Raw genomic sequence first — 24,086 nt, 5'->3', positions numbered from 1 at the left:
CAAGCTAAATTGACCAGTTATTTACTACGATTGGTATATTATAATTAGGAAAAACCGGAGTGAACCATGCTGATCACCTTTCGCTGTAAAAGCCATGCCAATATCACCATGTTCGGCGATATTGCCCTCAATATGATAAAGATGATGGGGCATAGCGGCACTGTGCCCGGTTCGATCTCATCTCAAGACCTGCCAGAAGCGCTCGCTAAATTAACCGCTTCGCTGACCAAAGCAGCAAAAGCAGAGAACAAATCTGTCCAAGAAGCAGACGATGATGACGAGCAATCAGAACCGGTCGTATCGATAGGTCATAGAGCAATGCCGCTTGTTGAACTGCTCAAATCTGCCATTGATGATCAATGTGACGTGATGTGGGACAGTCAGTAAAAAAGCCATAAATATTGCCATAAACCACGGCAGAAGCATTAAGACTGTGATCGTAATCTTCTCTTAATTGCTTTTCTCTTCATAATAACCAAAAGTGATTGTAGCCTATATTTCAATCGCCAGAATGTATATTGCATTCTATTTTGTTCGCATCATAAACCTCATGGAAACGTCACGTGGACATCAAACGTCTTCAGTACTTTGTAGCTTTGGCTAAGAACGGCAACTTCACCAAAACTGCCGACCAACTGGATATTGCACAGTCGGCACTCAGCGTTAGCATGCAAAAATTAGAGAAAGAAATCGGTCTGAAGTTGATCAATCGAAGCAGCAGACAGATTCAGCTCACCTCTGATGGCATGAGATTCCTGTTCCATGCGCGAAGGATTTTGGAAGATGTTGAACTCGCCCAGATTGAAATGGATGAGCTAAAAGGGCTCGAGCGCGGCAAAATCGATTTTGGTGTTTCTGCGATGCTTGGGTCTTATTTTTTCCCTGAAGCACTGTCAGCCTTTAACCAAGCCTACCCTAATATTCGTATTCATGTTCAGGAACACGGCACAGCAACACTGGAAAAAATGCTTTTAGAAGGCGCTTTAGACTTGGCATTCATCCGCACAGATAAACCCGTTGATCAACTGAGATACGTCTCGTTGTGCCCAGAAGAAATCGTTGCCTGCGTCAATGAGAGCCACCCATTTGCCCAATTATCCAACGTAACTCTGGAACAATTCTGCGAGCAACCGCTTATTCTGTTTCGGGAAGGATATTTGCTGCGTGAAGCCGTCAGTCGTTACAGCCGAAAACACAACTTAAAACCAGATATACGCTTTGAGACCAACTTAATCGAACTCGTGAAAGCCCTAGTGAAAAAAGAGGCAGGAGTTAGCACATGCCTGAGACGAATAGTGCAAGAAAATGAGCCATTGGTTTGCGTACCGTTTAATCCCGCACTTAAAGTCGAATTTGGTATTGGCTGGAAAAGCAGCCATTACCTGTCTAATGCATCGCGTGCGTTTTTGAAGTTTATGGAACAGTGGTATCAACCTAAAAGGATCAAATAGCGAGATATAAAAATGCCCCCAGCCGTCCGGGTACGACTGAGGGCAATACTATCCAGAAATGTCGCTAATCAGCTCTGGCTTTGAGTGGTGTCAATACTTTCAGTTGGTTCAAAACGGTAACCAGAAGAATACCCACTGTGGCTGCGATGTTAATCACATCACTATCGCCAAATGCCAACACAAGCGCACTGACGAACAGGATCCCCCTTGCCACCTTGGACAAAGGATTAAACAACCTGCCTTCAATACTGCCCGCAAACGCAACGATCAAGGCGAGTGTGTAGATGACTGAAAGAACAAATGGGTACAATGAGAACTCTTTAAACCAGATGAGGTTGCCGTGGGCCATCATAATAGGAATTAAGAAGAATCCTTGCGCCAACTTCATCGCCTGAATCGCAGACTTCATTGGTGACGCATTTGCAATACCAGCGCCCGCAAACGCTGCCAAAGCGATCGGCGGAGTGATATTAGAGGTCTGTGACAACCAAAAAACGATCATGTGCGCGGCAAGCAGGCTAACACCTAAATCGGTCAATGCTGGTACCGCCATCACTGACAATACGATATACGCAGCAGTAACCGGTAGCCCCATTCCCAGAACCAACGCAGCCAACGCCACCAGCCCGAGAACCGACCATAATTGACCGCCCGACATGGCAAGCAGGAACTGAGTGAATTGCAGACCAATGCCGGTTTGTCCAATCACGCCAACGATAATGCCTGCACAAGCACAAGCTACAGAGATAGGCAGAGCCATCAGTGCCCCTTCCTTCATTCCCTGTAAGATCAGCTTCAATGAAACTCGCGTCGATTTACGCACCATAGCCGCAGCAAGAATAGCGCCACACCCTGCAATTCCGACCAGAACAGGCGAGTAACTCAACATCAATAGCACCGTAATAAAGACTAATGGTGCTAAGAAGTGCCAGCCTCGGACCAGAACAATTTTGATGCTCTCTATTTGCGCCATACCTTTCAAGCCGAGCTTACACGCCATCAAATGGATATAAAGCAACGTTGAAAGAAAGTAGAGAATGGCAGGAACAATCGAAACCAGAAGGATCTCTGAGTAAGCGATGCCGGTAAACTGCGCCATAACAAAGGCTCCAGCCCCCATCACTGGCGGCATAATTTGCCCACCGGTTGACGCCGCCGCTTCAATGCCAGCCGCCTGCTCTGGTCGGTAACCTAGCTTTTTCATCATCGGAATGGTCAGCGAGCCCGTCGTAACCGTATTCGCAATGGCTGATCCAGAAATCGAACCCAGCGCAGCAGAAGCGATCACGCTCGCCTTTGCCGGACCACCGCGATACTTACCAGCCAGAGCGAAAGCACAGTCGATAAAAAATTGACCCGCTCCGGTAACCTGAAGAAAGGCACCAAATAGCACGAAGGTAAACACCACGCCAGCAGCAATTCCCAATGGTGCTCCGTACACGCCGTTAGTCGAGAAAATATGGAAGCGGATCATCTCTTCAATAGAAAAGCTCTTACTTGCGATGGCATCCGGTAAGTGTGAGCCAAACATTGCATAGAGAATAAAGACGATTGCCAACCAAGACATCACGGCACCAACAGTACGTCGCGTTGCCTCAAGCAACATCGCGATGACGACAACGCCTGCAAATGTATCCGTCAGCTGAAGACCATCCATCAGAAAGCTCATATCATCGTAATCGAATACACTAATACGCCAGGTTGCCCAGATGGTAAGTACCATGCAGCACAGATCGATCATTCTCCCAAGCAGGTAGACTAACGTTGTTCTGTTTAAAGAGAATGTAGGCTTAACCAAAAATACCAATACCAACACCCAACTAATATGAATGGGGCGAAAAGTAGGCGCAGCTAACGACGCTGTAATGCCTTGCCAAATCTGGAATGCAGATAACGACACAGCAAAAATGGCGGCAACAGCAATCAGACGCTCGGTAACCAACAGGTTCCAGTTTCTATTGTCTTTCATTCACGGACCTGCCCTACTGCGCTTGCTTACTCTGCTGCTCTTGAAGATACTTTTGGGCACCCGGATGCAGAGACACAGCGCTTAGCTGGTTCATATTTTCCAAAGTGGTGAATTTTGCAACACTGAGTGAGTTTTGTAATGCTGACGCGTTTTCAAAAATTAAGCGGGTCATGTTGTAAGCCAACTCTTCATCAAGTCGCTGGTTAACGACCAAAACGTTCCAAACAGCTGGTGCCGTAAAGCTTTCTACACCGTTATACACGCCCTGCTCTACCTGCACTGACTGATACGCAGGAAGCGCACCCATGATAGATTTCATGTCTTCAGCGGAGAAATTAAGCACGCGAATATCTCGGGTCAGAGCCAATTCAGTGATCGCGCCCAGCCCAGTACCACCGACAAAAACCCCGGCATCAATCTGACCATTCGCAAGAGCTTCAGCAGTCGCGGAGAAGTTAAGAGACTGAACATTCATACCGTCTTCATCAAGGTCCAGTGCAGAGAGAATACTTCTCGCACTCACTCTGGTGCCTGAACCTGGCGCGCCCAGAGAGACAGTTTTCCCTTTTAAATCTTTCAGTGAGTAAATATCCGAATCTGCACGCACGACAAACTGCACAACGTTTGGATAAAGTGCCGTCAGTACCGCAACATCTAGTGCACGTGAAAACGGCTTGCTTCCCTCTTGAGCCTGAATAACGACGTCACCCATCGCGAGACCTACCAATTGCTTATCCTGAACCACTTTGATGGTGTTTTCTACTGAAGCCGCCGTCACTTCAACTCGCATATTAAAACCTGGTAAGTTATCGCTCCAGATTTTTGCCAGAACGCCACCATACGGGTAATAAGTTCCACTCTGACTTCCTGTACCTATAGTGTAATTTTCTGCCTGAGCACCACCCACAACACTTAACATGGAAAATAGCAGCAGCGTTTTAATTGTTTTTTTCATAATGTCCTCACGTTATTGATCTTATAAATACTCCATGTCGGCTTTTACACACCATTAACAACACTGACAAACCCGAATCCTGGCTTTTGAGATATTAATAAATAAAAGTTGCTGCAAAAAAGATGAAAAATGGCGTTTTCAATATCAATAAGTGATGAAAAGAATCTCTTTTATTAATAAAAGTGAACAAAAGCGGCATTTTCGTCCGGCTAGATACGCAATTCATCTATTTTATAGATTGAAAGTATATTTTCGATATATTGAACATATAGGACCAACACTGTTAACCTTTTTGCAACAGGAAAGAACCACGGATAAACAGGGTGCTCCCCATTAGGCCGCTCAACACCAAGTGGTAGACAAGCAATATCTACCACTAAGAATCAAAAGCTGAACCGGGACATCTTTTGCTGAAATAAAAGGAATAACCATGACACTAAGCATCAAAGACAGCGTAAATTCAGAACTACAAGGCATCACCGTTAACCCACATCCGGTAAATGGCCGTTTGCAGGTGATTACTCTTGGAAAGGATTTATTAGAGAAGTTTAATGATCTGACTTGTGAGTGGGATCTTCAAGCCATTGAGTACAAGCCATTTCTTCGCTTTGCTGTAGCGGAAGCACTGGATAAAGCATCCGACTATCAACTCGGTAAGCTGCTTGTTCAGATTATGGATGATCGTAATCAAGGCGCATTTCTTCTCGAAGCTTGTGATGAAGTACGAGCAGAATATGAAGACACCGAGATCCAACGTCGTTACTTCGTCAAACTCTCTACGGCAATTTCGCACATGATTGGTCTGCCAAACTTTGATGCCATGTACGGTAAATATTATGCCCGTTTTACTGTGCGTAATGTTGACGACAGTGACAGCTACCTACGTCAGGCTCACCGCCGTATGGAAATGCACAACGACGGTACCTACGTCGATGAACGCACGGATTTCGTATTGATGATGAAAATGGAAGAGAGCAACATGCAAGGCGGCGATTCGCTGTTACTGCATCTTGATGACTGGCAGGACTTAGACAAATTCTATAATCATCCAATGGCGAAGCAAGACATTACTTGGGGCGCGCCACCAAGCAAAAATACCGGTTATGACATTGAGCACCCAGTCTTTTTTGAAGAAGATGCTGAAGGTAAACCACACTTCCTGTTCATTGACCAATTTGCGAAACCTAAAAATCGACGTGAAGGTTTGTACCTGTATGAAATTGGTGAGTCTCTTGAAAATGATCCGAACTGTTTCAATGTACGTGTCAACGTCGGTTCTATGCTGGTTGTTCACAACCATCGTTGGCTACACGGACGAGATAAATTTGTCCCGCACCCAGATCTAAGTCGTGAACTACTTCGCCAGAGAGGTTCATTTTCACGCTAAATGTTACTGAGCCAGGGAACGGTCTGGCACCACCAAACTAAATAACAATAATTAGCCCGTGTGCAATAACACGGGCACTACTATTTTGGAGATTTCAATGGAAAAGCCGTACGACTATGTGATTCTCGGAGGCGGAATTGTCGGAATATCAACAGCATGGCAACTGAAGCAGCGCTACCCAACCGCACGTGTTTTGGTATTAGAAAAAGAATCAGAAGTATCCATGCATCAGACCGGACATAACAGTGGTGTTATTCACGCTGGTGTTTACTACCAACCTGGCAGCCTGAAGGCCCAGTTCTGTCGAGAAGGGGTTGAAAAGACGATCAGTTTTTGTGAAAAGCATGACATACCTTACGATCAATGCGGCAAATTGTTGGTTTCAACAAACCAGACAGAATATGAGCGAATGCAAGCCCTGTATGAACGCTGTGCGCAAAATGGAATTGAAGCAGAGCTGCTTGATGAAGCTGAACTGCGCAAACGAGAGCCGAATATTACCGGCAACGGCGCTATTTACGTCAAATCGACTGCCATTGTTAACTATCGTCTGGTCACGAAGAAAATGGCGGAAGAGTTTAAAGCCTGTGGGGGCGAACTGAAACTGGGAACGGAAGTTCAGGATATTGAAGAAACCGCCGACAGTATTATTCTGCACTGTCGAAATGGTAACACTTCCCACACTTACCATGCCCAATTTCTAATCACTTGCGCTGGACTGATGGCCGATCGCATCACCCGAATGCTTAACATAGATACCGATTTTCAAATCGTCCCTTATCGTGGGGAGTACTATCGCTTGCCAGCGAAATACAACCAGATCGTCAATCACCTCATCTATCCAATTCCAGATCCAGACTTACCTTTCCTTGGTGTGCATCTGACGCGAATGATTGATGGCAGCGTGACTGTTGGTCCTAATGCCGTACAAGGATGGAAGCGAGAAGGATATGGAAAGTTCAATGTATCCCTGCGTGATATCAGAGATATGGTGACCTTTGCCGGTTTCTGGAAAGTGAGCTTTAAGCACTTAAAAACGGGGTTAGCAGAAACCTGGAACTCTTGGTGGAAACCTGGTTATCTGAAAATGGTGCAGAAATATTGTCCGATGCTAGAAGTCAGCGATCTCCAGCCCTACCCGGCAGGCATCCGTGCTCAGGCCGTTCTTAAAGATGGCTCATTAGTACATGATTTCCTATTTGCTGAAAGCCCGCGCTCACTGCATGTCTGTAATGCGCCTTCGCCAGCCGCGACTTCCGCAATTCCTATCGGCAACTACATCTGCGATAAAGTGGCTGAAAAAACGGCCACGACTCTCTCGGACGCGGCTTAAAATTCATCTCGCCCGTTACCGATTGGTAGCGGGTCGATCTTCAACAACTGACACTTATGCCTAATCATAATGCATTTGTCGTTGCCCACAATCGAGCAATAAAAATCAGTCAGAACTCACTGCTGTTTCACTCAACCTACTGTGAAGGTACTCCACCAGCATTTTTAACTGACGAGGAATGAATCTGGATTGAGGATACTGAGCAACTATCTTTCCCTGATAACTTCCCTTTACTTCCCATTCTGGAAATAGCGCCACAACATCTCCGGACTGTATCAACGCATCTATGGCAAATTCAGGGAAAATCGAAACTCCCATTCCTCGTAAAACAGCTTCTTTACGGATTTCGGTATGATTGACGGCAAGTCGCCCATCGATATTCACGGAACGAATCACGCCTTGTTGGCCAAAGACCCATTTCCTGTCAACAGGACTTTCACCCAAACGTATACATTGATGGGCAGACAACTCTTCAGGGCTCCTAGGGTAGCCAAATTTTTCCAGATAGCACGGGCTAGCACATATGAGTAATCGATTCGTCCCCAGTTCTTTCGCAACTAAGCCTTCGACTGGTTTATCGGTAATATGTATCACCATATCGACTTCATGCCCAATAGGATCAATAAAGTGGTCTTCAACAACAAAATGTACCGAGACGTTGGGATATTCTTGTAAGAAGTCCAGAATTAACGGCGAAAGTACTTGGCTGGCCAAGGCTCTGGGGGCGGCAATTCTGATTTCACCAGAAACCTCGCTTTGAGAGGAAAAAGCAGCATCTGTCGCTAATCTCGCAGATTTAAGCATATCCATACATAATCCGTGAACTTCTTCTCCCGCAATGCTTAACCGCATATTTCGGGTAGTACGCTCAAGGAGCTTTTGGCACAAAGCATTCTCCAGCTTAGAGATGGAACGGCTCACAGATGAAGGCGCAACACCGAGCTTTTCCGCTGCTTTAGAAAAACTCCCTTCTTCAATAACGACAACAAAAACGGCCATTTCCGGCAGTAAAGCGATGAGCTTATTTGTGTCCACAGCGCAACAGTCCTTTCCAAATCTATCCATTGTTTCACATAACGTACTAGTGGATATTGATCGAGTCAATTCATACAAGGTTTATAAGGAAAAGATGTGTCTAGCTTAGCGATAAGAGAAAGGCTTTCATTGTTCAATATCCCCGAACTACTGCTTCTGTTAGTCGCCATTGTTTGGGGGACAAGTTATGGCTTAACAAAAAGTGCCATTACCTATACAACAGTGTCCATTTTTATTGCGATTCGCTTTGGGTGGACGTTTTTACTGCTACTCCCAATGATGATCGGGGACTTTGTTCATAGCAAAAACAGAGATTGGCCAGTCGCCCTACCGACTGGAGTCATCCTTGCGGCGATCTTCTTCTTTGAAGTCTATGGGGTTAGTCAGACAACCGCTTCTAACGCAGCATTTCTTATCAGCCTGAATGTCATATTTACCCTGCTTCTGGAAACCTTAATAGGAAGAAGAAAACCAAATCGAACACTGATGTGGCTGTGTTTATTCAGTACAGTAAGTGTACTCATGTTAACCAATAACCACGGTTTCAAAATTACATTCAATCAGGGGGATATCTATATTCTGTGTGCGGCGGCATTGAGGGCAGTTATGGTCATCATGACAAAGAAACTGACTCATGGAAAACAGATAACCAATACCACTCTAACGTGTATTCAGTCATTCATTGTTGCAGTTAACGCCTGTTTAATCAGTGTTGTATCTCATGAGCCCACTCATACCCTCCTCCCACAGGCACCGGAATTTTGGCTTACGACTTCTTTTCTGGTTCTGTTTTGTACATTGTTTGCCTTCTATGCACAAAATTATGCGGTGCGGAAAATATCTCCAACCAAAGCGTCACTGCTTATGGGAAGTGAACCTCTGTTTGGCGCTATTTTCTCCCTACTATGGCTGAATGAAGTGTTAACCAGCGTTCAATGGTTAGGTGCAGCGATCCTCCTTATTACGGTACTGAGCGCTTCGTTGAGTAAACAAGGCTCGGAGCATTAGGTCACAGGGTTCGTATCAACTAAAGTGACGAATGTTTGGAAGCCATCATTTAAAATTAAGTGGATGTTAAGAGAAAGGGTATTCCATATGGCCTAAATAAGCTCTAAAAATAACTATGTAAAATACCCTTTAATCTGCATATGTTGTTGAGGATTTTAGTCACTCCGATTATCAAGCTTAGTTTTGATATTCAGATAGGTTTTGGAAAGAGTACATCAAATCCTTTTCCAGTTCCCATTGTGATTGATAACCATAATGCCTCCAGAGAAAATCTCGAGGAATACGATATCCGTAAACCATTTCTTTTATCCATAATTTGCGGTTGGCCGCAATCATTTTTTTAATTTTGTTTGAAATTACCATAATGAAGTACCCTTACGTTGATTGGATAACGACATTTTAGTAGTCAGAGATTTTTAGTAGGAGTGCGATTCGTTCAACTATAAGTACTTTCCGCTTAGATTTTGTTATTGTTCTTGAAGTAAGTGATTAATAAATATTTTTTGAATATATTATGAAACGTAAATTAGAGCGTGTTCCACAGCGAATAGGTGCTTCTTGGCGCTACTTAAAAATTGTCGAACCTCAAAAGAGTTACGACTGGCATTGCCATGAGGAATATGAAATTGCGATTCACCGCAATTTTTTAGGTAGTTGTTTTGTAGGAAATTATAATAGTGCAATACAGAATAACCACACTATTCTTATCGGCCCTGGGTTACCTCACGCCATCTATTCAGACTCAGTGATTAGCAATGGTCAGTGTGAAACTCATGTTATTTGGTTTCAAAAATTATGGATCGAACAACTGATTCACCATTGCCAAGAGTTAACTCCACTAAAAGAAATACTGGAAAAGGCTAACCAAGGTTTACAATTTTCCACACAAACTGGAGATAAAATTGTCAAATTGCTTTCGAATGTACTTGAACTTCCTCCCCCAAACCAATTTGCAATTTTAATTGAAATTTTTTGCCTATTAATCGCGGATAATAATACCGTGCGATTAATCAACCCTATCATCAATGCAACAAACGATGAGAAAAAACGAGTCGATGATAAGATTGGAAGAGCAGAAGCTTACTTATTAACTCATTTTAACGAGAATATTTCACTCCAAGATCTTGCTAACCATTTATTTTTAAGCGAAAGCAGTGTGCGAAGACTGTTTGCACAACACTTTAACGAAAGCTTTAGCCAAAGATTAAAGAAAATTCGCTTAAATATAGCTTGTGATATGCTCGCTTACACCGACTATCCAATCCGAGTAATATTAGAAAAAGTAGGATACATCAATCAAGCGAACTTCAATCGTCAGTTTAAAAACTATAAAAACGTTACGCCAAAAGAATATCGATTAGCTATGAAACGCTATCAAAAATCCAGTACATAATATTTAAAGACATTATTTATAGCTTTGGTGGTTATAATTAGCGGCTTAACCTGACTAACCAGCGAAACAACTTAAACTGACTAGGTAGGTAAAACATATACTCGGGATGCCACTGAACACCCCTGATAGGCTGGGAATGCGTGCTTTCGATCGCTTGAACAAAACCATCCAGATCTCGCCCCGCAACACGTAAGCCATCTCCAACATCTTTTACAGCTTGGTGGTGCAGGCTATTTACCCTCAACTTAGGCTTGCCACACAAAGAAAACAGATCTGATTCTCTATCGATGAACACTTGCTTGGTGGGTAGCAAGCCCGGACGATTATAGGTCCGCTTACGTAGCGTCGAGATATCCGCATACAGGTTGCCACCATGCACAACATTCACCAGTTGTGCGCCGCGACATATCCCCAAAATTGGAACCTCGTTTTCTAGCGCCCATTTTATCCACTCTATCTCTAGCTTATCGCGTTCAGGATCAAATTCATCCCGCTCACTGGCTTCGCCACCATAGTGTTCAGGGTCAATGTCATCACCGCCGCCAATGATCAGACCATCGAGTGGTTTCCCTGATCTCTGGTGCTTAACGCTGATTCTCTCAGGTTTTGCCCCTGCTAATATGAGCGCGAGTTTTGTACACCACCACGATGGAGACCAACTACGATGGTTACCTGTTACCCCAATTCTCGGCTTTTTATCCACTGACTGACTTCCTTAACCCAATCACTACGTTTGACACCGATAAGCGGCAGAGACATTTCTTTAAAACGACGAGATAAAAAGTCCAGTGCCTTCGTATCGGCAGCTAAAGCCTCGACCAGATACCATATATTCCAGGACGTCGCGAAGCTCCAACTTGTATTTTCAATCAAACAATCGGGTAAGCGGTAATGAAATGTAGGCCTTTGATTTACTTTGCTATCCTTCACGGCATTATTCACTTTTTCTTCATCAATAAAGGCAAATAGTGGAAGCATATCTAATGCACGATTTCGGCTCGGATTATGAAGAAGATAATCATCGATCAACGCATCCATATCCTGATAGGCCGTGTCGAGAAGCAGTTCAACATAATCTTCAGAATATAGCTGGATGTAAGGGCTGATTTTTCGAGCTAAATTAACGTCGTGCGCTTCATTTAGCCACCATTGAAGTAACCCAAACGCTTGCAAATAGGAGTGAACCGTCTGAACATCTAGCGATGGTAGTTCTGGGTTAATATGGACGCCAAAAGCCGCAACAACTGAATCATCGGTTCCTTTAGCACCAGCATCACGCAATGCTGGAATAAGCGCATCCAACTTTTCCAGCTTATCAATTGGGAATGGCGGAGAAACGATTTCCAATGGAACCACGGATAACGCCAGTTGATGTAAAAAATCCACCCACTCGTGGCCATCATCTTTAACTTTCGCTTCCAGCGCTGTGTTTTTAAGAAATTCCCAGTCTAATTCAACTTTAAACTTATCGTATTCAGGCGTATGTAAAACGTATTCTACCGCGGACTTTTGCTCTAGCTCACCACCAAAAACCTTTTGCAGTATTTGGGTGGCATCCCCTATGGTTAAACCAGTAAATTCGATCTCAAACCCAACACGGCGAACTTCTTTAGCTTCTGTCGTTGTTAAAGGCGGAGTTTTAAATGCCATAATTGCCTCCACTTATGATGATTACAGATTCCAAAATCGTTTATTCAACAGTACTATTCGTAACATAAAATGCCACTGCAAAAAACCTCAGATCTTTTTTCACCTATAACAATCAAACAGAATGGCAAGGCTTCTTACCTTTCTACTCCTTCGTTTAACCAACTGAAATTAAGTTATTTTTCTACTAGACAGTGACAGCGCTGACACCACCCTACTCTTGGATCCTGTGCATATCATTTAACATTTTTATGTCTTTGCTGATATCACAAAATCAATGTCGGTGTTGTTTTCCATGTGCGAACGATTGGTTGTTTTAGATAATGGTAATCCTAAAATCGGTCTTCAATACCGACATAAGGCCATGGTTGAAGGCTATGAATGATCATAAGATTAAGATAGTCCAGATCCGCGATGTTTATAGATGCGTTAAAAACTTCAAACGCTTCTTTATAAGATGAACAATCCATTCCATGAATTGCTCATCAATTGTATGACCTAAAGTGAGCCATTATTTATTTAACGTAACTATCAATGTCAGATATTAGTTTGCTGTCTTTGTGTATCAACACCATCACGTATTTCACTGTGACGGTTTGTTTCGTCATTGGTATTTTGCAGCTGAGCAATGGAAAAACCAGTCAACGCAAAGATGATGGATATCATGGGAACCACAAAGTTAAGTATTGCATAGGGAGCGTATTCAAAGGCACCAACCCCAAGAGTCGCAAGGATAAAGACGCCACAGGTATTCCAGGGAATAAACACGGAGGTCAGGGTACCGCCATCTTCCAGTGCCCTGGACAGATTCTTAGAGTGCAGCCCCTTTTCCTGATAGGTACTGGCAAACATTCTTGCAGGCACAACGACAGAGATATACTGCTCTGAACAGGTTGCGTTGGTCAGAAAACAGGAAGAAATAGTGGTTGGGATCAGGCTTTTTGCCGATTTGGATGAGCTGATTATTTTTTCAACAATAGATTTCAGCATTCCTGTGTTTTCCAGTATCCCTCCCAGAGTCATGGCGACAATGGTCATGGAGACCGTATACATCATAGATTCCAAGCCGCCCCTATTGAACAGGCCGTCGACCATGTCGTTACCAGTTTCAATGCTGAAGCCGACTTGTAGTGCTTTCACTGCTTCCGCCACAGAGCCACCCTGAATGAAGATCTGGCTCAGAAAACCTAACAAAATACCCGCGAATAAGGCTGGCAGGGCTGGAACCTTCCGAGTGACGAGAAAAATCACGAAGACTGGGATTAGCAATAGCCAAGGAGAAATAACAAAGTTGTCCTGCAATATGGCCATGGTCGTGCTGATTTGTTCAAACTCGGCGTCGCCAGCAGATAAGCTCTGGCCCAGATACCAGTATACGGTTAGGGCAATCAACAGGCCGGGTACGGTAGTGTAGAACATATGTTTAATATGCTCAAAAAGATCGGTGCCGGTTAGTCCCGCGGCCAGGTTGGTGGTATCGGACAAGGGAGACATCTTGTCCCCAAAATAGGCACCGGATATCACGGCTCCTGCAACCATAGGGGCGGGAATACCCATACTGACACCAATGCCCATACCAGCAACACCAATGGTGCCCATGGTGGACCACGAACTACCGATGGCAATAGACACTATGGCACAGATAAGAGTAATGGAAACAAGAAACAGAGATGGAGACAGTATTTGCAACCCGTAGTAAATCATGCTTGCTACAACGCCACCACCAATCCAAGCACCTATGGCCATACCAACCAGCAGAATGATTACGACGGCGGGGAGAGCCAGTTTGATGCCACTGTAGATGCTATCTTCTATATGCTGCCACTTATAACCATGCATCCAGGCGACCAGCGCTGCGGTCATGGTGCCAAATACTAGAGGTATATGTGGACTACCTTCAAATATGACAATAGTTACTAACATGGCACCGACCATCAGGATGATCGGAAAAATTGCCATGGTGAAGGGTATTTTTGGAGTATCGTTATTCATAATCCCTCTTACTCTTAATTATTGAGTATAAATTTCACAAAGAATTGAATTGTGAAATTAGTAAAATCCATGTAAAAATTAAATTATCAAACAACATTTAATAACTATCTTATTGTCCGATAAAAAATAGCATCGATATTATTTTTCTTGAAGTTTCACTGGTCTTCCATTTATTAATTACACGAATACTTCCTATCTAGCTCGTTAATTAATAACAATTTACAATGGACCCAAGAAATAACTCCCCGGGCCCACTTGTATTCAATATCCAATAAGAGCGAAGCTAAGTTGGGTTTTGGTGTCCAGCTAAATATGTCTTAATATTTTCATTAAACAGCCTGCATTAATTCAACATTCTCATCCTGATATAACAATGCATAAAGATCTTTTGAGTTGTCAGGTTTCGGAACCAAATCGATTAACTCACCCAAATTGTTTTGTTGGGAAATATCAAGTAGCAAGCGCAGCGCTGAGTAATCTTCTAATGCAAAACCAACCGAATCAAAGATTGTAATTTCCTCATCGGACGTTCTTCCTGGCTTAGTGCCACTAAGTACTTCCCAAAACTCGGTCACCTGGTGCTCTGCCGGCAGTTGCTGAATATCGCCCTCAATACGGCTTTGAGGCTCAAACTCAACAAATATTCTACCTTGTGTAAGAACGTCCATGTGTAACTCGGTTTTTCCGGGGCAGTCTCCCCCCACGGCGTTGATATGCACACCGGGCGCCACCATGTCCGGGGTCAAAATGGTAGCTAGACGTTTATCTGCGGTAACAGTAGTGATGATATCGACATTTTTGACCGCTTCTTTCGCCGAATCACAGATGGTGATGGTTAGACCTTCCACTTTGCGAAGGTTACGCTTGAGTTTTTCACTTGCCAGCGGATCAACGTCAAAACAGCGTATTTCACTGATCCCTAGCAGCTTATGGAAGGCCAGAGCCTGAAACTCGCTTTGAGAGCCATTGCCAATCAGGGCCATGGTACGGGAGTTTTTTCTGGCCAGTTTTTTTGCGACCATCACCGAGGTGGCAGCCGTGCGTAGGGCTGTGGTCAACGTCAGCTCGGAAAGCAGAACCGGATAACCGGTGTCTACATCAGCCAGCACACCAAATGCCATGACCGTCAACATACCTTTCTCGGTGTTGGCAGGATGACCGTTCACATATTTGAAAGAATATTGCTGAGCATCGGCAACTGGCATTAGTTCTATTACACCGATGTCGCTGTGAGCTGCTAGTCTGGCCGATTTGTCAAAATCTTTCCAGCGAAGGAAATCCTGTTCGATAAACGCCACTAGTTTTTCCATGAATCTATCGGCACCTACAGCACCTACATGCCGGCTAAGGCAATCAACATCAATAAATCGGGTCATATTTTCCTCACAACAAGTACGCTTTTGATGACGTCATTATCGTGGGTAGCAATGCTAAATAATAGACACAAAATACATATAAATTGATAACTTAGTTATCAATATGATAACATTTGCTACCAGTTTGATATATTCAGGTAGGAAAAAGGATATACATGGATTCTATCGACCACATAGACCGCCAGCTGATAGGCCACCTGAGAATGAATGCTCGCTTGCCCGTCGCCTGGCTGGCAAAAACCGTTGGCGTTTCCCGTGCCACCATTCAAAACCGTATGACTCGGCTGGAAAAACGGGGAATCATCAATGGCTATACCACTCTGGTTTCAAGTGGTGTCAATGAGCAACTCGCGATGGTCAGGGCGTTGATGAGCATTGTTCTGGAAAGGGATACCTCCAGAAAGGTACGAGCGGAGCTGATGAGTGAGCCTTGCGTGTGTGCCATTCACTCAACGAACGAGCGTTGGGATATGGTATTGGAGTTGCAAGCACGCTCGCTGGAAGAATTTGATAGTGTGCTGTGCCGGATCAGAGAGATTAACGGTATTTCTACCTCAGAGACCAGTATATTGCTGTCGTCTCACCGCATCGGCAATCAGCACATATGATATTTGGCACGCTTAGTCTCTCGATCAATCAGCAGAGATTAAGTGTGCCATCACTGCTCTAGCCACGGTATATATTCCAACACCGGCTACGCTTTGAACTTTTTCAGCAAACTGTTTGACTGCTTCACCTTTGAATTCTTCTGAGTATGGAGATAAATCCTCATACTCAATTTACCTAGCTCCAAAATGAAAAAAGCCCAGTCTGACGACGAGACTTTCGAACGTGGAGGATAGATAGGGACTTGAAGCCAGGCATTTACTAAAAACCCAATACAAGTCATTGATTAAAAACGACTTTAACACGTAAACATGCAAATAAAGTACAAATATCAAAGCCAATTGCCTTAGACACAATACTACAGGTCACGTACAAAAAGTCAGCATAGTGATAATCAACTCTGCATTTCAACTCACACGGACCGATTTGATGCTATTGCACTCTTTTGGGCAGAAACAATTTAGCAATATAGCTCTAAGCCATTTCCACCGGATTAGAGAAAGTAAAATGACATCTTATTTGCTTAAAATAGGCGAAAATGTCAGCTAGAGTCTCAGCAGTCCTCATCACAACAAGTTTTATTTCTGCTCTTGTTCTGACACTTAAGGACAAAATTTTTCCGTGTATCGCTCCTTTGGTCTTTGCCGCTAATAAAATCTCACCTTTCTTAACTCTTCGACTGTACAACTATAGTGTGGGCAGACCGCCAAAACGTTTGCTGGAGCCCGCCCCTCCAGACGCTTTTACTCTTTCGGAGGGGCAAGTACTTATTCGATCAATAGCCCATATAGGAGGCTGCCACCATCATGATCCAGCATATGACGTACATGGGAACTATGATCGGCAGAATGACAGGTAGCCAGCGAGCGTAGGATACACGCCCCAGAGCCAACATGGCCAAGATACCGCCAGCAGTAGGGATGAACAGATTGGTCAGGCCGTCGCCAATTTGGAACGCGGTGACCATCAACTGGCGACTCATGCCGATCAAATCAGCCACCGGGATCAGGATCGGCATAGTAACCAGTGCTTGGGCAGAGCCACTAGGAATGAATAGGTTGATCACTCCCTGAATGACGCTGGTCATAACGGCAGCCAGGGTCACAGGTGTCCCTTCAAGAATAGAACTCAGGGAGCGTACGATAGTATCGACAATGTAAGCATCGTTAAGAATGACCTGTATCGATGCCGCTAGGCCAATCACTAGTGCTCCCGAGGTCACAGATGCCGCACCATCCATCATTTGACGGACCAGTTGATTGGCGTTCAGGCCTGAAGCGAGACCGATGACAATCGTCATCATCAAGAAAATTGCAGTGATTTCCTTAATATACCAGCCAAGCGAGAATACCCCGGTTAGCATGATCGCCAGCCCGGCCAAGAAAATTACCAGAATGATCACATCCTGACGTGATATTCGGTAATCATGCAGTGCCTTGCTCATTTCTACCGGTTGATCATCATCGAACTCCATCTTGACCACACGGTAACAAATATAGGCCGAGAGGATTGCCAGACAGGTCACGACCATCAACAAACGGAGTTCCCAGCCCGAGAAAAGCGGCAATTCACCTATGCTCTGGGCTACACCCACGGTATAAGGACTGATTGGCGACAGGGCAAATCCCACTCCGATCCCACCAACTGCCATGGTGACCCCAACCAATCGTGAACAGCCAATAGCGGAAGCAATCAACGCCCCTATAGGTACAAGAGCAATATTATTTTCACCGCCTACCGCAACACCGAAAAAACCGTAAATGAAGGTTCCCAGTGTGAGAATTAAGTTACGGCTTTTGATACTGTCGTTTGCCCCCAGATTATTGGCGATAACACCAATCATATTTTCCAGTGCACCGGTACCCTTGAGAACATGGAACATACCGCCAGCGATAAACACGATGAACAGAAACTGGGCTGCATTAATCATCCCTTGAGGAATAGCCAGGAACAATTGGAAAAAACTCAGCGTTGCAACACCCTCCAAATACTCAAAAGAACCGGGAACTACACGGTTGTAGCCATCCACTAGCTCCCGTGTGAATTGACCCGCCGGAATGATAAAAGTCAGTAGGTACACGCCGACCAACACAAGAAAGATAAGCACCATAGGGTCAGGAAACTCGCTGAACCAACGGCGTTTTTTTACGTATCCACCGTGCAGCGGCTGGGGGGATTTTGGATTCATGGTGACCTCCTGATTGTCGGGTATAATCTTCATATTATTAATTTACGCTTCAGCGTGGGGGCTTTCGCTAAAATAGCGAGATACAAGGCCGACCAAGAAATTGGCCGCGGCTGGCATGCAGTCGTCGTTGAAATCATAATGCGGATTGTGCACGCAGCATGGTCCCGTCCTGACGCCGGCGTTGTGACCGTTGTCGCCGTTACCGACCAGGAAATAACAACCGGGCACCCGCTCCAGTAGATAGGCACAGTCCTCGCTACCGGTTAGGGGTTGTATGGATGCATCGACGCAGTCGTCACTGAATAACTTCCTGGCTGTATCGATGGCCAACCGGGTCATCTCTGGGTCATTTTTCAACACAGGGTAGCCACGGTCATATTCAACCTCACATTGGCAATCGAAGGCTTCAGCCTGTGACTGGGCTAGAGTGTGAATTCGGCGTTCGAGGGCATCGCGAACCTCAGGGGCCAAGGTACGGATACTGAGCTCCAGCTCAGCCGTGTTGGGAATTACATTGGCCGAGGTCCCGGCTTGAATTCGACCCACACTAATCAGCGCCATCTGATTGGGATCTACATTGCGCCCAACAATACTCTGAAGCGCCAAAAGGGTAGCTGCAGCTGGCAAGGTTGGATCCTGCGCTAGATGCGGCAGAGCAGCGTGCCCCCCTTTTCCGGTAAAGGTCAATTTAGCCGTGTCTGATGAAGCCATAAAGGCTCCTTCACGAAAACAGAGTTTGCCCGTGGGGATACCAGGGAAGTTGTGCAGTGCAAAGAGTCCATCACAGGGGAAACGTTCGAACAGGCCGTCCTCTATCATTCGCTCAGCCCCACCATTAAACCCCATCTCCTCAGCAGGCTGGAAGATTAAATGGAGGGTGCCACTGCCAGGCAACTGCTTGGTACGGTGTAAGCGTGCGATCGTCTCGGCAACCCCCAACAAGATGGCGGTGTGGCCATCATGACCGCAAGCATGCATTTTGCCCGCGACTTGGCTGGCCCAAGGCAGTCCGGTGGTTTCCTGAATAGGCAGCGCATCCATGTCGGCACGCAGTCCCAAGCTTAGTCCCGGCTCCTCTCCCCAGCGCAATACACCAACGACTCCAGTACCCGCTATACGGGTATGGACCTCATAACCCCAGCCCTTAAGCAACTCAGCCACCAGCTGACTGGTTGCGAACTCTTCAAACCCCAGCTCCGGATACTGATGAATTTGGCGGCGCCAATCCCTCATCTGCTCAATATCTGGTGTAATCTTTGAGTGAATTATCATAATAACCACCTGTAAATATAGACTTTCATGATCATGGCGTAATAGTATCCGTCTATAGTGATAGTAAAAAGGCAGAAAATTTTACCTGGTGACAACCTATGGTGTTCACATAAAATGAAAGATCATCAACTCAAAGCTTTATTGAAAGTCGCTGAAGAGGGCTCGATTCGCGCAGCTGCAAAAGCGCTTCATCTCAGCCAGAGCGCGCTAACTAAGGCCTTACGTGAATTAGAAGCCGATCTGGGTGCACAGTTGCTGATTCGCAGTTATCGCGGTGTCGACTTCACCCCAGCGGGAAAAACCTTATTGACTCGGGCGCGCCTAGCGATATCAACCCTAGATAAAGCACGAGATGAGATACGCTGGTTACAGGGCGGGATTGGAATGCGGGTAAACGTAGCTGTGACCTCTTCCGTTGCAACAACCGCACTGGCAACGGTGCTTAATGAGTTTGAGAAAGAGTTACCCGATGTCAGCCTTAGATTTGTCGAGGGTATGCTGCCTACAGTGCTACCCGGCTTGATGGAAGGCGACCTTGACTTTGCCATTGCCGTCGCCGAGCCGGAGCAGTTACCATACGAGATCGTCTTCGAACCCTTGACCCAAATTTTATCTGAACCTGTGGCGCGGGAGGGGCACCCTCTACTAGGAGCCTCTGACTGGTCGCAGATGTTATCTGCCCGGTGGGTACTCAGCCTCGCAACAGGCAGCTCGGCTCAGCAGTTGGTGAGCTGGCTTGAATCTGCAGGTGTGCCTTTGTCACAGCGTATTGTCCACTGTGACTCTCCTTTCCTGATGACTGAACTTATCCGCCGCACAGATCTGGTGGGTTTTGGTCCCCGTATCTTCTTTACCGACCCCCTCTCCGGTTGTGGTTTAGCGGGTTTTGACGGATTGCCTACCTTTCCGTCACATGCTTTGGGCTTGCTCAAGCTCAAGGGGACACCCCTGAGTCCGGGGGCACAGAAACTTGCCAACTTGTTCCGGCGTCATATTAACCAGTAGGCACTGAAGATTTGAATGTCATTTATTCTAAAGGACATATTAAATTGGAAGTCCAATTTATAGACTGAGTCCCTAAGTGTATATCGCCGCTCCGTACTATCACGTCAGTATCTGATTCAGGTAGCTCCACTGAACTGAATTCCAAGTGGATAATCACCATTATCCAACTAAAAATCCCGGCACATGCGTGCCGGGTTAATGTATTTCTAATTAAGCCTCTACGGAAAGTGGCTTACTACTAAAGTTACGGTCAACTAAAATCATAGAAATAGTAGCGATGATCCCAGGAACAGCAAGGACCAGGAAGTTCACTTGGTGAGGAAGAGCCATAGCTAAAAGTGTGCCACCCACCATAGGACCAAAAATAGCACCATTACGACCAACTCCAGATGCCCAACCTAAGCCTGTAGAGCGGATGTTTGTTGGGTAGTATTGAGCGACATACGCATACAACAAAATCTGAGAACCGATGGTTGCAGCTCCAGCGATACCTACGAGAGTATAAAGCACCCAAGTTGGGTTGTTGTAGCCAAGCATGATCAGCGAAATAGAGCCAAGGATAAAGAAACATACCAGTACAGAACGTAAAGAGAACCTATCCGCAAGCCATCCACCACCGACAGCCCCGATAATCGCACCAACATTGAGGATCATTAAGAACATCAGGCTTGAACTTAATCCATAGCCAGCCACGGACATAAGTTTTGGCAGCCAAGAACCTAGTGCGTAAACCATCAGTAAACAACAGAAAAATGCCGTCCAAAACATCAGGGTGCTAAACATTCGTCCGTCACGAAATAGTTCTAATACCGGAGCTTGTGCTTTTGCAGCTGATGAGACAACGAGTACTGAGTCCTGATTAATATCGCAGCTAGGCTCTACCTTAGCGAGTAGCTCTCGGGCTTCTTGCTCACGATTCTGCGTAATTAGGAATGTCAGCGATTCCGGTAAATATTTAATCATCAGCGGAAGCAGTGCTAGAGGGACCGCTGCAAGGAAGAACATAATTTCCCATCCGAAGCGAGGTACGATCCAGATTCCCAACCCTGCTGACATCATCCCGCCGACAGCATAACCAGAAAACATCAACGCAACTAATGTACTTCGGCTTTTTTTCGGCGAGTATTCTGTCATGAGTGAAACGACGTTAGGCATCACGCCACCTATACCCAACCCAGCAATAAAACGCAGAATACCGAACTGCCATGGTGTGCTAGCTAAGCCATTAATCGCGCTAACGGCACTAAACAGTACCACACACATCAGTATGGTCTTTTTCCTGCCAAGCTTGTCCGATAACATGCCGAAACCCATTGCGCCGAACATCATACCAAACAATGCGGCGCTTCCCAGCATGCCTGCAACATAAGGGTCGAGGTTCCACTGACTCATTAATTTAGGCAAAACAACGCCATAAATAACAAGGTCATAGCCGTCAAAAATGATAATCAAAGTACACCAAAAGAGTACTTTCCAATGGAATTGGTTAAATTTCGCGTTGTCGACAGCTTCATTTACATTAATGTTACTCATACGCAGCTACCCCTTTTGAGTTGGTAAGATGCTGGAATTCGTTGTTCATTGTGCTCTCCTTGCATGTTCTTTATTTTGTGTTTTTACGTTATTAAAACCTGTTCCTGTTCTTTACTAACCTAAATCTCCTCCTGCCACAGGAAGCACTGTTCCAGTGATGTAACCGGCTGCATCAGAAGCCAAAAACAGGATTGGTTCAGCCTGCTCATCAAGCGTTCCATAGCGATGCATAAAGCTGGTGTCATTCGTCTGGTCGATAAGGGTTTGATACCACCCTTTTTCCCTTTCCTGCTGGGGTTCACGGTTGCGTGGAGTTAACCTTGCTGGAGCTTCTGTGCCTCCGGGTGCTGTGGCGTTTATTCGGATCCCGCGCTCGGCGTATTCGAATGCCATATTCACTGTCAGAGCATTGACGCCTCCCTTAGAAGCGCCATAGGGAACACGCATCAATCCTCGGGTAGCGACGGATGAGACATTGACGATAGCCCCACCCTTTTGCTCCAACATGTAAGGAATCACAGCCCGGCAACACCAAAGCGTAGGAAACAGTGACCGCTGCACTTCCTTTTCGATTTGCTCTGGTTGGTAATATTCGAATGGCTGAGCCCAAATGGTTCCGCCCACATTGTTGATGAGAATATCGATACGACCATATTGCGCGTAGGCTTTCTCCATAACAGATTGTGCGCCTTGCCATGTTTCCAAATCAGCTTGAAGCGCCAGTACTTCCGTTCCTTGCGCTTGCAGTTGCGTAGCCACGCCATGCACATAGTCGGCGATATCGACCAGAACCAGCGTTGCGCCTTCGCTCGCGGCCAGTTCGGCTACGCGTTTACCAATACCTTGCGCAGCCCCGGTGACAATCATGACCTTATTGATAAAACGGGCACTCATGCAGCCTCCTCAGAAGCAGGAGTGACACTCGCAGTGAATTTCTCGTAATGGAAAGAATTCGGTTTGATCCCCTGAGATTCGAAGTGGCCTAATACCGCATTCACCATTGGTGGTGGCCCGCAAAGGTAGACGTCAACATCACCATCATTGAAAGGCGCGTCTTCCATATGATTAGTCACGTATCCTTTGCGCGGGTGATCGCTTTCTTCGTTCGCGACAACCGTTTTAAAACTGAAATTAGGGATACTGGCGGCAAAGGATTCCAAAGCGGATACGCACACCAGATCGTCGTCGTTGGTGACGCCGTAGATCAGCTGTACCGGTTGGTCGCACCCTTTTGCCTTTAGATATTCCAGCATAGAAAGGAATGGAGCTAATCCAGTGCCACCAGCAAGCATCAGGACAGGACGCTCAACCGGGCGTAAATAGAACACGCCCATTGGACCAGTTAACGTGACTGTATCGTTGGACTTGGCTTTGCCGACCAACCAAGAGCTCATCAGACCGCCCGGGACATTTCGGATTAAGAAACTCAATTCTCGACTTCCAGGTAGTGAGCTGAATGAATAGGCTCTGGTTTCATTACTGCCCGGGACCTGTATATTCACGTATTGCCCAGGAAGGAAGCCGATATCACTTTGAGCGGTTATTTTTAGCTCGATGGCGGTCGGCGAAATGAGATTGACCACATCGACGGTTCCCGCAACTGTACTGTTTGCGGCCTTGCTACACATTGAAGAAACCGCTGGAATTTCGACGACACAGTCGCTGGACGGCACCATTTGACAGGTTAGGATAAGCCCTTTTTCAGCTTCTTCATCCGTTAGCGCTTCGTCGATATACTCTTCGCCTAAATCGTATTGTCCTTGACGGCAAGTGCCCTTACACGTACCGCAAACTCCGTCTGAACAGTCCATAGGTAAGTTCAATTGTGCGCGGTATGCCGCATCGAGAACCGTCTCGCCGTCGTTACAGTTAATGACACGGGTGACGCCATCTTCGAAATTGAGTGCAATGTTATAAGTCATATTGATACTCCCGC

Annotated in this window: 20 protein-coding genes; 8 read left to right on the top strand and 12 right to left on the bottom strand. The window is 45.7% G+C overall.

The genetic code is table 11. The annotated features are described in order from the left end of the window. Positions 1–66 precede the first annotated feature (66 nt). Complete coding sequence (locus VEJY3_RS18145; protein WP_014233870.1) at positions 67–387, top strand: DUF1840 domain-containing protein; 321 nt, start codon at positions 67–69, stop codon at positions 385–387. 176 nt (positions 388–563) lie between these two features. Then, the gene (locus VEJY3_RS18140) at positions 564–1,451 is read left to right on the top strand and encodes a LysR family transcriptional regulator (RefSeq protein WP_014233869.1); all 888 of its coding nucleotides are present in this window, start codon (positions 564–566) and stop codon (positions 1,449–1,451) included. Between the two features lie 64 nt (positions 1,452–1,515). Here VEJY3_RS18140 and VEJY3_RS18135 read toward each other — a convergent pair whose 3' ends face one another. Together VEJY3_RS18135 and VEJY3_RS18130 are read right to left on the bottom strand one after the other, a co-directional pair. Further along, complete coding sequence (locus VEJY3_RS18135) at positions 1,516–3,420, bottom strand: TRAP transporter fused permease subunit (protein WP_014233868.1); 1,905 nt, start codon at positions 3,418–3,420, stop codon at positions 1,516–1,518. A gap of 13 nt (positions 3,421–3,433) precedes the next feature. After that, positions 3,434–4,375 (bottom strand): TAXI family TRAP transporter solute-binding subunit, encoded by a 942-nt coding sequence (locus tag VEJY3_RS18130; RefSeq protein WP_014233867.1) that lies wholly within the window; start codon positions 4,373–4,375, stop codon positions 3,434–3,436. Between the two features lie 430 nt (positions 4,376–4,805). On the opposite strand from VEJY3_RS18130, the gene glaH reads away from it, so the two are divergent. Then, positions 4,806–5,762: a glutarate dioxygenase GlaH gene (glaH, locus tag VEJY3_RS18125; RefSeq protein WP_014233866.1), complete on the top strand. Its 957-nt coding sequence runs from the start codon at positions 4,806–4,808 to the stop codon at positions 5,760–5,762. A 97-nt stretch (positions 5,763–5,859) separates the two neighbouring features. Then, the gene (gene lhgO, locus VEJY3_RS18120) at positions 5,860–7,095 is read left to right on the top strand and encodes an L-2-hydroxyglutarate oxidase (protein WP_014233865.1); all 1,236 of its coding nucleotides are present in this window, start codon (positions 5,860–5,862) and stop codon (positions 7,093–7,095) included. Positions 7,096–7,200: 105 nt separating this feature from the next. On the opposite strand, the gene VEJY3_RS18115 is transcribed toward lhgO, so the two are convergent. Then, complete coding sequence (locus tag VEJY3_RS18115; protein ID WP_041170468.1) at positions 7,201–8,130, bottom strand: LysR family transcriptional regulator; 930 nt, start codon at positions 8,128–8,130, stop codon at positions 7,201–7,203. A 96-nt stretch (positions 8,131–8,226) separates the two neighbouring features. Between VEJY3_RS18115 and VEJY3_RS18110 the strand changes: the two genes are divergently transcribed. Next, positions 8,227–9,138, top strand: a complete 912-nt coding sequence (locus tag VEJY3_RS18110; protein ID WP_014233863.1) for a DMT family transporter — start codon at positions 8,227–8,229, stop codon at positions 9,136–9,138. A gap of 514 nt (positions 9,139–9,652) precedes the next feature. Then, positions 9,653–10,531, top strand: a complete 879-nt coding sequence (locus VEJY3_RS18100; protein ID WP_014233861.1) for an AraC family transcriptional regulator — start codon at positions 9,653–9,655, stop codon at positions 10,529–10,531. Positions 10,532–10,568: 37 nt separating this feature from the next. Here the strand turns inward: VEJY3_RS18100 and VEJY3_RS18095 are convergent, their stop codons facing one another. The 4 genes from VEJY3_RS18095 to VEJY3_RS18080 form a co-directional block, all read right to left on the bottom strand. Next, positions 10,569–11,234, bottom strand: a complete 666-nt coding sequence (locus tag VEJY3_RS18095; protein WP_041170389.1) for a gamma-glutamyl-gamma-aminobutyrate hydrolase family protein — start codon at positions 11,232–11,234, stop codon at positions 10,569–10,571. Next, on the bottom strand, positions 11,207–12,181 hold the full coding sequence (locus VEJY3_RS18090; protein WP_014233859.1) for an amidoligase family protein: 975 nt from the start codon (positions 12,179–12,181) through the stop codon (positions 11,207–11,209). Before VEJY3_RS18090 ends, VEJY3_RS18095 begins: the two co-directional genes overlap by 28 nt. Before the next feature lie 534 nt (positions 12,182–12,715). Continuing rightward, positions 12,716–14,170: a Na+/H+ antiporter NhaC gene (gene nhaC / locus VEJY3_RS18085; protein WP_014233857.1), complete on the bottom strand. Its 1,455-nt coding sequence runs from the start codon at positions 14,168–14,170 to the stop codon at positions 12,716–12,718. Positions 14,171–14,499: 329 nt separating this feature from the next. Continuing rightward, positions 14,500–15,546 carry an ornithine cyclodeaminase gene (locus tag VEJY3_RS18080; RefSeq protein WP_014233856.1) on the bottom strand — a complete coding sequence of 349 codons (1,047 nt, stop codon included), beginning with the start codon at positions 15,544–15,546 and terminating at the stop codon, positions 14,500–14,502. 155 nt (positions 15,547–15,701) lie between these two features. Here VEJY3_RS18080 and VEJY3_RS18075 point away from each other — a divergent pair, with 155 nt between their 5' ends. After that, positions 15,702–16,154, top strand: coding sequence for an Lrp/AsnC family transcriptional regulator (locus tag VEJY3_RS18075; protein WP_014233855.1), 453 nt, complete (start codon positions 15,702–15,704; stop codon positions 16,152–16,154). A gap of 773 nt (positions 16,155–16,927) precedes the next feature. Here the strand turns inward: VEJY3_RS18075 and VEJY3_RS18070 are convergent. Together VEJY3_RS18070 and VEJY3_RS18065 are read right to left on the bottom strand one after the other, a co-directional pair. Continuing rightward, positions 16,928–18,340, bottom strand: a complete 1,413-nt coding sequence (locus VEJY3_RS18070) for a YfcC family protein (protein ID WP_014233854.1) — start codon at positions 18,338–18,340, stop codon at positions 16,928–16,930. A gap of 42 nt (positions 18,341–18,382) precedes the next feature. After that, on the bottom strand, positions 18,383–19,612 hold the full coding sequence (locus VEJY3_RS18065; protein ID WP_014233853.1) for a M20 aminoacylase family protein: 1,230 nt from the start codon (positions 19,610–19,612) through the stop codon (positions 18,383–18,385). 114 nt (positions 19,613–19,726) lie between these two features. Between VEJY3_RS18065 and VEJY3_RS18060 the strand changes: the two genes are divergently transcribed. After that, positions 19,727–20,617 (top strand): LysR substrate-binding domain-containing protein, encoded by an 891-nt coding sequence (locus VEJY3_RS18060; protein ID WP_014233852.1) that lies wholly within the window; start codon positions 19,727–19,729, stop codon positions 20,615–20,617. Positions 20,618–20,827: 210 nt separating this feature from the next. Here VEJY3_RS18060 and VEJY3_RS18055 read toward each other — a convergent pair whose 3' ends face one another. The 3 genes from VEJY3_RS18055 to benC form a co-directional block, all read right to left on the bottom strand. Beyond that, on the bottom strand, positions 20,828–22,150 hold the full coding sequence (locus VEJY3_RS18055) for an MFS transporter (protein ID WP_014233851.1): 1,323 nt from the start codon (positions 22,148–22,150) through the stop codon (positions 20,828–20,830). 114 nt (positions 22,151–22,264) lie between these two features. Next, positions 22,265–23,044 carry a benzoate diol dehydrogenase BenD gene (gene benD, locus VEJY3_RS18050; RefSeq protein ID WP_014233850.1) on the bottom strand — a complete coding sequence of 260 codons (780 nt, stop codon included), beginning with the start codon at positions 23,042–23,044 and terminating at the stop codon, positions 22,265–22,267. Then, complete coding sequence (gene benC, locus VEJY3_RS18045; protein WP_014233849.1) at positions 23,041–24,072, bottom strand: benzoate 1,2-dioxygenase electron transfer component BenC; 1,032 nt, start codon at positions 24,070–24,072, stop codon at positions 23,041–23,043. The genes benD and benC overlap by 4 nt, the downstream gene beginning before the upstream one ends. Between the last annotated feature and the right edge of the window lie 14 nt (positions 24,073–24,086).

The sequence above is a fragment of the Vibrio sp. EJY3 genome, from assembly GCF_000241385.1.
Classification (GTDB): domain Bacteria; phylum Pseudomonadota; class Gammaproteobacteria; order Enterobacterales; family Vibrionaceae; genus Vibrio; species Vibrio natriegens.
The sequence above is the reverse complement of the archived record's forward strand: the minus strand, read 5'-3'. Positions and strand labels throughout refer to the sequence as shown.

Coding starts and splice junctions, on each gene's coding strand:
- lhgO (WP_014233865.1), top strand. CDS start 5,860: ATGGAAAAGCCGTACGACTATGTGATTCTCGGAGGCGGAATTGTCGGA.
- benC (WP_014233849.1), bottom strand. CDS start 24,072: ATGACTTATAACATTGCACTCAATTTCGAAGATGGCGTCACCCGTGTC.
- VEJY3_RS18135 (WP_014233868.1), bottom strand. CDS start 3,420: ATGAAAGACAATAGAAACTGGAACCTGTTGGTTACCGAGCGTCTGATT.
- VEJY3_RS18065 (WP_014233853.1), bottom strand. CDS start 19,612: ATGATAATTCACTCAAAGATTACACCAGATATTGAGCAGATGAGGGAT.
- glaH (WP_014233866.1), top strand. CDS start 4,806: ATGACACTAAGCATCAAAGACAGCGTAAATTCAGAACTACAAGGCATC.
- VEJY3_RS18070 (WP_014233854.1), bottom strand. CDS start 18,340: ATGAATCCAAAATCCCCCCAGCCGCTGCACGGTGGATACGTAAAAAAA.
- nhaC (WP_014233857.1), bottom strand. CDS start 14,170: ATGAATAACGATACTCCAAAAATACCCTTCACCATGGCAATTTTTCCG.
- VEJY3_RS18100 (WP_014233861.1), top strand. CDS start 9,653: ATGAAACGTAAATTAGAGCGTGTTCCACAGCGAATAGGTGCTTCTTGG.
- VEJY3_RS18145 (WP_014233870.1), top strand. CDS start 67: ATGCTGATCACCTTTCGCTGTAAAAGCCATGCCAATATCACCATGTTC.
- VEJY3_RS18090 (WP_014233859.1), bottom strand. CDS start 12,181: ATGGCATTTAAAACTCCGCCTTTAACAACGACAGAAGCTAAAGAAGTT.
- VEJY3_RS18055 (WP_014233851.1), bottom strand. CDS start 22,150: ATGAGTAACATTAATGTAAATGAAGCTGTCGACAACGCGAAATTTAAC.
- benD (WP_014233850.1), bottom strand. CDS start 23,044: ATGAGTGCCCGTTTTATCAATAAGGTCATGATTGTCACCGGGGCTGCG.
- VEJY3_RS18080 (WP_014233856.1), bottom strand. CDS start 15,546: ATGACCCGATTTATTGATGTTGATTGCCTTAGCCGGCATGTAGGTGCT.
- VEJY3_RS18075 (WP_014233855.1), top strand. CDS start 15,702: ATGGATTCTATCGACCACATAGACCGCCAGCTGATAGGCCACCTGAGA.
- VEJY3_RS18060 (WP_014233852.1), top strand. CDS start 19,727: ATGAAAGATCATCAACTCAAAGCTTTATTGAAAGTCGCTGAAGAGGGC.
- VEJY3_RS18130 (WP_014233867.1), bottom strand. CDS start 4,375: ATGAAAAAAACAATTAAAACGCTGCTGCTATTTTCCATGTTAAGTGTT.